The organism is Streptomyces cavernae, assembly GCF_004023625.1.
In the GTDB taxonomy this organism is placed as follows: Bacteria; Actinomycetota; Actinomycetes; order Streptomycetales; family Streptomycetaceae; genus Streptomyces; species Streptomyces cavernae.
Window position 1 is genome coordinate 342881 of the sequence record NZ_ML137709.1, and the last position, 10090, is coordinate 352970.

The following is a 10090-nucleotide window of genomic DNA, read 5'->3' on the forward strand; positions in this document are numbered from 1 at the left end:
GGAGACCAGAAGGTTCCCCGAATACCGCGTTTCTACACCGAGTCGGCAACAGTCCGTCAGCAACGCGCGCCAACGCGCCCGTCCCGCCTCCGACCCGCCCCGCACCGCCCCGGACCGGGCACGGAAGCGGGGCCGCGCCGAACGCCGCGCCCCGAGGCTGCGGTCACTCCGCCCGCATCCACTGCTCCATCACAGCCAGCAGGTGGTCGGGGTCGACCGGTTTGGTCACGTAGTCGGACGCGCCCGACTCGATGGCCTTCTCCCGGTCGCCCTTCATCGCCTTCGCGGTCAGCGCGATGATCGGGAGCCCCGCGAACTGCGGCATCCGGCGAATGGCCGTCGTCGTGGCGTACCCGTCCATCTCGGGCATCATGATGTCCATCAGCACGACCGTCACATCATCGTGCTGCTCCAGGACTTCGATGCCCTCACGTCCGTTCTCCGCGTACAACACGGACAGCCCATGCTGTTCCAGGACGCTGGTGAGCGCGAAGACATTGCGGATGTCGTCATCGACGATCAGCACCTTCTCCCCCTCGAAGCGGACGGTGCGCCGCTGCGGAACAGCGCCCTCCGGAATCCCGTTCTGCCAGTCCTCCTGCACGTCCGCCCCCGCGGACTGCTGGTCGACCGCGACCGAGCGGCGCCGGCGACGGAACAGCGCCGCAGGCCCGTTCTGCGTGTCCTGGTACGACCTCACCTCGGCCGGCGTCTCCACGCCCGAGGCGGCCGCGTCGGACTCCAGCAGTTCGCCGGGCTCCATGGTCGGGGAGAGCTGCGCATAACCCTGCGGCGGCAGTTCGCTCGGGTGCAGCGGCAAATACAGAGTGAACGTGGAGCCGCGCCCCGGTTCGCTCGCCGCGTGGATCTCACCCCCGAGCAGCCGGGCGATCTCCCGCGAGATGGACAACCCCAGCCCCGTACCGCCGTACTTACGGCTGGTGGTGCCGTCCGCCTGCTTGAAGGCCTCGAAGATGACCCGCATCTTGCTCGCCGCGATACCGATACCGGTGTCGGTCACCGAGAACGCGATCAACTCGGAGTCCGCATCCCGCAGGGAACCCGTCTCCAGCAGCTGCTCCCTGATGTTGACGGGAACGTCGGCGCCCGCCGGCCTGATCACCAGCTCGACCGCCCCGCTGTCGGTGAACTTCACCGCGTTGGACAGCAGATTGCGCAACACCTGCAGCAGGCGCTGTTCGTCGGTGTGCAGCGTCGCGGGCAGCTCCGGGGATACCCGCACCGAGAAGTCGAGCCCCTTCTCCGCGGTCAGCGGCCGGAACGTGGCCTCCACGTAGTCCACGAGCTGGACCAGCGCGATCCGGGTCGGGGAGACGTCCATCTTGCCCGCCTCGACCTTCGACAGGTCCAGGATGTCGTTGATCAGCTGGAGCAGGTCGGAACCCGCGCCGTGGATCGTCTCCGCGAACTCCACTTGCTTCGGGGTGAGGTTGGAGTCCGCGTTGTCGGCGAGCAGCTTGGCGAGGATGAGCAGCGAGTTCAGCGGGGTACGCAGCTCGTGCGACATGTTCGCCAGGAACTCGCTCTTGTAGCGCATGGAGACGGCGAGTTGCTCGGCGCGCTCCTCCAGGACCTGCCGCGCCTCCTCGATCTCGGTGTTCTTCACCTCGATGTCGCGGTTCTGCTGGGCCAGCAGCTCGGCCTTCTCCTCCAGCTCGGCGTTGGACGCCTGCAGGGCCTTCTGCCGGTTCTCCAGCTCCGCCGAGCGCTCCCTGAGCTGCTCGGTCAGCTCCTGCGACTGCACGAGCAGGATCTCGGTCTTCTGGTTGACGGAGATCGTGTTGACGCTCGTCGCGATCAAGTCGGCGATCTGGTTGAGGAAGTCCTTCTGGATCTGCGTGAACGGCTGGAACGACGCCAGCTCGATCACACCGAGGACCGTGCCCTCGAAGAGCACCGGCAGCACGATCACATGGGCGGGCGGCGCCTCCCCGAGCCCGGACGAGATCTTCAGGTAGCCCGGTGGCACGTTCTCCACCAGGATCGTGCGCCGCTCCTTGGCCGCCGTCCCGATCAGCGCCTCCCCCGGCCGGAACGACGTCGGCATGGAACCCATCGAGTACCCGTACGACCCCAGCATGCGCAGCTCGTACCCGTCGTCGTCGGCGGCTCCGCCGAGGTCCTTGCCGTCGTCGAGGGGCATCGACAGGAAGAACGCGCCGTGCTGCGCGGACACCACCGGAGTCAGCTCGCTCATGATGAGGGAGGCCACGTCCGCGAGGTCGCGGCGCCCCTGCATCAGCCCGGAGATCCGGGCGAGGTTGCCCTTCAGCCAGTCCTGTTCGTTGTTGGCGATGGTGGTGTCACGCAGGTTGGCGATCATCTTGTTGATGTAGTCCTGAAGCTCCTGGATCTCGCCGGCGGCGTCCACGTCGATCTTCAGGTTGAGGTCGCCGCGGGTCACCGCGGTGGCCACGCGCGCGATGGCACGCACCTGCCGGGTGAGGTTCCCGGCCATCTCGTTCACCGACTCCGTCAGGTCGCGCCAGGTGCCATCCACGTCCCGCACCCGGGCCTGACCGCCCAGCTGCCCCTCGGTACCCACCTCGCGGGCCACCCGGGTGACCTCCTCGGCGAACGACGACAGCTGGTCGACCATCGTGTTGATCGTGGTCTTCAGCTCCAGGATCTCGCCGCGCGCGTCGATGTCGATCTTCTTGGTCAGGTCACCCTTGGCGATCGCGGTGGTGACCATCGCGATGTTGCGGACCTGACCGGTGAGGTTGGACGCCATCTGGTTCACGGACTCGGTGAGGTCCTTCCACGTACCGGAAACGCCCGGCACGTGCGCCTGACCACCGAGGATGCCGTCTGTGCCCACTTCACGGGCCACCTTGGTGACCTGCTCGGCGAAGGAACTCAGCGTCTTCACCATGGTGTTGAAGGTGTCGGCGAGCTGCGCCACCTCGCCGCGCGCCTCGATCGTCACCGTCTTGGTCAGATCACCGTTGGCGACGGCCGCCGCGACCTGCGAAATGTTCCGCACCTGCATGGTGAGGTTGTAGGCCATCAGGTTGACGTTGTCGCTGAGGTCCTTCCAGATGCCCGTGACCCCGGGCACCCGCGCCTGGCCGCCCAGTTGACCCTCGGTGCCCACCTCACGGGCCACCCGCGTCACCTGCTCCGCGAACGACGACAGCTGGTCCACCATCGTGTTGACGGTGGTGACCAGTTCGAGGATCTCGCCCTTGGCGTCCACGGTGATCTTCTTGGACAGGTCACCCATGGCGACGGCGGTGGTCACCTCGGCGATGTTGCGGACCTGCAGGGTCAGGTTGTTCGCCATGCCGTTCACGGACTGCGTGAGGTCCTTCCAGGTGCCGGAGACACCCTGCACCTCGGCCTGGCCGCCGAGGATGCCCTCCGTGCCCACCTCACGGGACACCCGAGTCACCTGCTCGGCGAAGTTCGAGAGCTGGTCCACCATCGTGTTGAGGGTGTTCTTCAGCTCCAGGATCTCGCCGCGCGCGTCCACGTCGATCTTCTGCGACAGGTCACCACGCGCCACCGCCGTCGCGACCTGGGCGATATTGCGCACCTGGGCGGTGAGGTTGCCCGCCATGCCGTTCACGGAGTCGGTGAGGTCCCGCCAGACACCGGCGACGCCGGGCACCTGCGCCTGGCCGCCGAGCCGGCCCTCCGTACCCACCTCGCGGGCGACGCGGGTCACCTGGTCCGCGAACGCGGACAGCTGGTCGACCATCGTGTTGATGGTGTTCTTCAGCTCCAGGATCTCGCCGCGCGCGTCCACGTCGATCTTCTGCGACAGGTCACCACGCGCCACCGCCGTCGTCACCTGGGCGATCTGCCGCACCTGAGAGGTGAGGTTGCCCGCCATGAAGTTGACGGAGTCGGTGAGTTCCTTCCAGGTGCCGCTGACCCCGTCCACCCGTGCCTGACCGCCGAGACGGCCCTCCGTGCCCACGTCCCGGGCCATCCGCGTCACCTGGTCGGCGAAGCTCGACAGCTGATCCACCATCGTGTTGACGGTGTTCTTCAGCTGCAGCATTTCCCCGGAGACGTCCACCGTGACCTTCTGCGACAGGTCACCGTTGGCCACGGCCGTCGTCACCTGGGCGATGTTCCTCACCTGACCGGTGAGGTTCCTGAACGCCGTGTTGACGGAGTCCGTCAGGTCCTTCCAGGTACCGGCCGCGCCCGGCACCTGCGCCTGGCCGCCCAGTTCGCCCTCGACGCCGATCTCGCGCGCCACGCGCGTGACTTCGGACCCGAACGCGGACAGCTGGTCCACCATCCCGTTGACGGTGTTCTTCAGCTCCAGCATCTCGCCGGCCACGTCGACCGTGACCTTCTGCGACAGATCACCACTGGCGACGGCCGTCGTCACGGCGGCGATGTCCCGCACCTGAATGGTGAGATTCCGGAAGACCGTGTTCACCGAATCGGTGAGGTCCTTCCACGTTCCCGCCGCACCCGGGACGTTCGCCTGTCCGCCGAGCCGCCCCTCGGCACCCACCTCGTTGGCCACGCGCGTGACCTCGTCGGCGAACGTCCGCAGCGTCTCCGTCATCTGATTGATCGTCTCGGCGAGCTGCGCGACCTCACCGCGCGCGCTCACCGTCACCTTCTGCGACAGATCGCCGTTCGCGACCGCGGTGGTCACCTGGGCGATTCCTCGGACCTGTGCCGTCAGATTGCCGGCCATAAGATTCACCGAATCGGTGAGGTCCTTCCACACGCCCGCCACGCCGGGCACCTGCGCCTGGCCGCCGAGCTCGCCCTCCGTACCCACCTCACGGGCGACTCGGGTCACCTCGGAGGAGAACGAGGAGAGCTGATCCACCATCGTGTTGACGGTTTCCTTCAGCTCCAGCATCTCCCCGGCCACGTCGACCGTGACCTTCCGGGACAGATCACCCTTCGCGACGGCCGTCGTCACCAGGGCGATGTCCCGCACCTGAGCAGTCAGCCGGTACGCCATCGTGTTGACGGAGCCCGCGAGATCCTTCCACGAACCGGACATTCCGCGCACCCGGGCCTGACCGCCCAGCTTGCCCTCGGTACCGACCTCGCTGGCCACCCGGCTGACCTCGTCGGTGAACGTCGACAGCAGGTTGACCAGGTTGTTGACCGTCCGCCCGACCTTCAGGAACTCGCCGCGCAGCGGATGGCCGGGTCCGTCCAGCGGCTGCGCGCGCAGTTCCATGCGCGGCGACAGATCGCCCTCCGCCACCGCCGACAGCACCCTGCCGACCTCGGAGACGGGCCGCACGAGGTCCTCGACCAGCGCGTTCGAGGCATCGATCGCGGCCGCCCAGGACCCCTCACAGACGCCGCCCTCCAGGCGCTCGGTGAGCTTGCCCTCACGGCCGACCACGCGCCGCACCCGGGAGATCTCCCCGGTCAGATGGAGGTTGCGGTCCGCCACCTCGTTGTAGACCGCGGCGATCTCCGCCATCGCGCCGTCGCCGGAGACCGTCAGCCGCTTACGGAAGTTGCCGTCCCGCATCGCGGTCAACGCGGCGAGCAGCCGATTCAGCGCCGCCGTGTCCACCTCCGTCGTACCGCCGCCCGATTTGCGGTGATTGTTCGGTGAATTGCCGCCCTGCGTACGCCTCTTCGTGGACTCACCGCCCTGGGTGCGCTTCTTCGTGGACTCTTCGCCTTGTGCGCGCGTATGAGTGCCTCGCGTCGCTGCGCCAGACTCCACTGTGTCCCTCCCGCAAGGGTCGACCGTTCCGCGGCATGCTCAGGTGCTGCATGGACCTTCTCCTGGAGCTTGCCCAGTGTTTCACCATGGCTGAACCAGGCCATAACAGTTCGGCAGCTTCGCACATCGTCCGCACACTCTCCGGACGTAAACAGTGGCGACCGGCATCCGCATGGACCGCGAAGGTAAGTAACCTTGCATGCGGCTGTCCAGCCACGCCGGTCCGTCCGGCCTGGGCGGTGTCAAGAACACGAGCGGGCAGGCACGGGCAGGCATCGGAGGGGCGGCCGCACCATGACCACCGGACTGCATCCTGGGGGTCCTCCCCAGGACCCCCGGCCGAGTGCTCCGCCGCCGCAGCGGCGCGAGCCGGCCGACCGGCAACCCCAGCACGTCCCGCACGTCGACAACCGGACGAGGAGTTCTGTGATCACCGCGCGCGCGGCCGCCAGCTTCGAGCCCGTCGGACGATCCGTCGCGACCGCCCGTTCGTTCGTCCGTGACACCCTCCAGGGCTGGGGCTTCGCCGACATCGTCGACGACGCCGTCGTCCTCACCAGCGAACTGGTCACCAACGCGGTGGTACACGCGGGCACATCCGCCGACGTCCTGTGTCTGCGCGCGGACGACGGAGTACGCATCGAGGTCGCCGACCGCTACCCGGAGCGCGAGATCCCCCTGCAGGGCTCGCCCGTCAACATGGGCAGCCCCGACCGCGAGGGCGGCCGCGGACTCCAGTTGTGCGCGGCCCTCGCCGGCCGCTGGGGCGTCGAGTACACCCCCACCCGCAAACACGTGTGGTTCCAGCTCGACCTCCCCGACCGCCCGGTCGGCACCCGGACCGCGGGCCCCTCGCTCCCCTCCGACCTCCTCCCGCTCGCCGACGGCCGGGTCAGGGTGGCGGTCGTCCAGATCGACCGCTCCTCCGCCATCACGGCCTGGAACGAGGACGCGGAGGACCTGTTCGGTTATGCGCCCGAACAGGTCATCGGCAAGCCGCTGACCGACCTCGCGGCCTGGCCGCACACCCCCGGCACCAGCACCGGAATCGTGGAGGCCCTGCAACTGTCCCGCTGGGAGGGCAGTTACGGCATCCGCGACGCCAACGGCCGCGTGATCCCCGTCTACGCCTCCCATCTGAGGGTCCGTGACACCGGCGGCGAACCGTCCACGGTCTGTCTCCTCGTACGGGACCACGAACGCGCCGTCCTCCAGACCCCGCTGCGCGTCCCGGCCTCCGAGGCGGCCTCACACCCCGACGGCACAGGCGGCGCGGACCCCTTCGAGGTCTTCATCGGCTCCCCCGCCCCCGACGACCTCGACGGCCTTCTGCAGCGCACGGTCGAGCGCGCCCGCGACATGCTCGACGCGGACTCCGCCTTCCTCCTCCTGGCCACCGACGACGAGACGGAGCTGGAGGTACGGGCCTCAACCGGCCTTCCGTCGGCCCGTCAGCGCTTCGCCCGCGTACCGGTCGAGGCGGGCCCCGGGCGTTACGGCTCGGCCCGCATGCCAGCCGTCCACGACGACCTCGCGGCCGTCCCCGGCGCGGTCCCCCTGCTCAGCGGCACGGGGATGCGCTCGGTGGTCACGGTCCCGCTGAAGGTCGAGGGCCGCCTCACCGGTTCCCTGGGCGTCGCCGCCGAGGCACCGGCCCGCTACTCCAACGAGGAGGCCCTGCGCCTGCAGTTCGCGGCCGACCGCATCGCCCTTGCCGTCGAGTCCGCGCGCCTCGGGGAGCTGGAAAGGCTGCGCCGTGGCTCACTCAGCTTCCTCGTCGAGGCCTCCGACCTGCTCGCCGGCACCCTGGACCGCGACCAGACCCTGGCCTTGATGGCCCAGATGACCATCCCCACCCTGGCCACCTGGTGCGCCGTCTACACGATCGCCGACCAGGCCTCCGAGCCGTATCTGTCGTACGTCCTCCACGAGGACGAGGACCGTATCGACGACCTCAAGGCCCTGCTGTCCAGGATCCCCCCGCCGGACCCGATCCCCACACCCGGCGCCCGCGTCTGGAGGGCGCCCGCGGACGCGGCGCACGAGGCGGCCCTGCGGACCTCCATGCGCAGGCTGGGCCGCGGCGAGCCCGCCACCGTCAGTGCCGGCATCGGCGCCACGCTCGCCACCGCCGCCGCGGTGGGCGGTGAGACGGTGGTGCTGCCGCTGGTGGCCCGCAACCGCGTCATCGGCATGCTGACGCTGGGCAAGCCGTCGGACGAACACTTCCGCCAGGAGATCCTGGAGCTGGCCGAGGACCTGTCCAGAAGAGCCGCCCTGGCTCTCGACAACGCCCGGCTGTACTCGGAGCGCATGGCCATCAGCCAGTCCCTCCAGCGCAGCCTGCTCCCGCCGGAACTCCCGCAGGTGGCGGGCGTCGAGGTCGACGTCATCTATCGCGCGGCCGGCGAGGGCAACGAGGTCGGCGGCGACTTCTACGACCTCTTCCCGATCCGTGACGGCGCCTACGGCTTCGCCATCGGCGACGTGTGCGGTACGGGCCCGGAGGCGGCGGCCGTCACGGGCCTCGCCCGGCATGCGTTGCGTTTGCTGGCCCGTGAGGGTTTCGACGGTCCGGCGGTTCTGGAGCGCCTGAACTCGGCGATCCTCGACGAAGGCGCCCGCAGTCGTTTCCTCACCCTCTTGTACGGCGAGTTGTGGCCCCAGGAGGACGGCAGCGCCGTACTGAAGGTCGTATGTGCCGGCCACCCGCTGCCCCTGCGTCTGCGCCAGGACGGCTCGGTCGAACCGGCCGCCGACCCTCAGCCCCTGCTCGGTGTGCTCGAGGACCTGGAGCTGTACGAGCAGACGATCACATTGCATCCGGGTGACGTCCTGCTGTGTGTGACGGACGGCGTCACCGAACGCCGGGAGGGCACCCGCATGTTGGGGGACGACGGCCTCCTGGAGGTCCTCACCACGTGCACGGGCCTGACGGCGGGCGCGGTGGCGGCCCGTGTGATGCGCGCGGTGGAACGCTTCGCGTCGGACGCCCCGTCGGACGACATGGCGATTCTGGCGATGCGGGTGCCCGGGCTGCAGAACGACTGACGGCGGGGACCCCGCACATACGACAAAGGCCCCGCCCTGTTGGGCGAGGCCTTTTCGTTGTGGAGCCCCCAAACGGAATCGAACCGTTGACCTTCTCCTTACCATGGAGACGCTCTACCGACTGAGCTATAGGGGCCGGTCGCCGTGCGAGGTTTCCTTCGCGGCAACGGAAGAGATCATACCCCGAACGAAGAGGTGCTCCCAACCTCGTCCCGGGTGCGGGCGCCTCGGCACCCGAAGAACCGAAGGGTCCTAGAACGCGGGCTGAAGCAGGCCGCCGAGGGCGTTGCAGGCGGAGACGACGCGGTGCATCTCACGCTTCGTCAGTGAGGCGTCCACGGGCAGCGCCAGTGTCTCGTCGGAGGCCAGTTCGGTCTCCGGCAGACGGATGTCGCGCCGGAATCCGGGCATGCGGTGCACGGGTGTCTTCACCGGCACCCGGCACTCGACGCCTCTGGACCGCAGGGCCCGTGCGAAGGCGTCACGGTCGGGCCGGCCGTTGCCGGGCACCCGCACGATGTACTGCTGGTAGGTGTGCTCACCGCCGCCGTCGGGGGTGTGTACCCCGCGCAGCCGCCCGTTGAGGTAGGCGGCGTGGGCCCGACGCCGAGCGACCTCGTCGTATGGCGTCTCGGACTCGCCCTGCTCGAGGATCAGCAGTTCGTGGCGTCGGCCGACCTCACGCAGGCCGGGGATGTCAGCCGACCTGCCGAAGCGGTGCACCACGATCAGCGCCGCGGTACGGAAGGTCACCGCGGCCTCGACGGAGGCTGCGCTGAGGCAGTACGTCACCGGATCGATGTCGGCGAACACCGGCATCGCACCGGCGGCCTTCACGGCCTCGGCAACCTCGACGTTCCCGAACGCCGGCACGATGACCTCGTCGCCGGCGCCGATGCCTGCGGCACTGAGCATTGCAGCGGTACCCATACCGGGGATGCTGCTCGGGCAACGTGAACACGAAGTGACGCCGAACAAAAAAGAGCTGGTCCCCGAACCGAAGTCGAGGAACCAGCTCTATTTCAATATTTGTTCGGCGGCGTCCTACTCTCCCACAGGGTCCCCCCTGCAGTACCATCGGCGCTGTAAGGCTTAGCTTCCGGGTTCGGAATGTAACCGGGCGTTTCCCTCACGCTATGGCCACCGAAACACTATGAAACACTCAACACCCGCACCGCCAACAAAAACCCTTGGCGGGGTTGTTCGTGGTTTCAGAACCAACACAGTGGACGCGAGCAACTGAGGACAAGCCCTCGGCCTATTAGTACCGGTCAACTCCACACGTTACCGTGCTTCCATATCCGGCCTATCAACCCAGTCGTCTACTGGGAGCCTTACCCCATCAAG

3 protein-coding genes, 1 tRNA gene and 2 rRNA genes are annotated in these 10090 nt (G+C 68.3%); 1 reads left to right on the forward strand and 5 read right to left on the reverse strand.

The window, feature by feature from the left end; genetic code table 11:
- Window positions 1–163 precede the first annotated feature (163 nt).
- The gene (locus tag EF387_RS03520; RefSeq protein WP_162467072.1) at window positions 164–5536 is read right to left on the reverse strand and encodes a HAMP domain-containing protein; all 5373 of its coding nucleotides are present in this window, start codon (window positions 5534–5536) and stop codon (window positions 164–166) included.
- A 450-nt stretch (window positions 5537–5986) separates the two neighbouring features.
- Here EF387_RS03520 and EF387_RS03530 point away from each other — a divergent pair, with 450 nt between their 5' ends.
- The gene (locus EF387_RS03530; protein ID WP_128374974.1) at window positions 5987–8743 is read left to right on the forward strand and encodes a SpoIIE family protein phosphatase; all 2757 of its coding nucleotides are present in this window, start codon (window positions 5987–5989) and stop codon (window positions 8741–8743) included.
- Window positions 8744–8803: 60 nt separating this feature from the next.
- Here EF387_RS03530 and EF387_RS03535 read toward each other — a convergent pair.
- The 4 genes from EF387_RS03535 to EF387_RS03550 form a co-directional block, all read right to left on the reverse strand.
- Window positions 8804–8879 (reverse strand) — tRNA-Thr (locus tag EF387_RS03535).
- A 116-nt stretch (window positions 8880–8995) separates the two neighbouring features.
- Window positions 8996–9658 carry a DegT/DnrJ/EryC1/StrS family aminotransferase gene (locus EF387_RS03540; RefSeq protein WP_128374997.1) on the reverse strand — a complete coding sequence of 221 codons (663 nt, stop codon included), beginning with the start codon at window positions 9656–9658 and terminating at the stop codon, window positions 8996–8998.
- 116 nt (window positions 9659–9774) lie between these two features.
- Window positions 9775–9891, reverse strand: a 5S ribosomal RNA gene (gene rrf, locus EF387_RS03545).
- Window positions 9892–9984: 93 nt separating this feature from the next.
- Window positions 9985–10090 (reverse strand): 23S ribosomal RNA (locus EF387_RS03550); the annotation flags it as partial.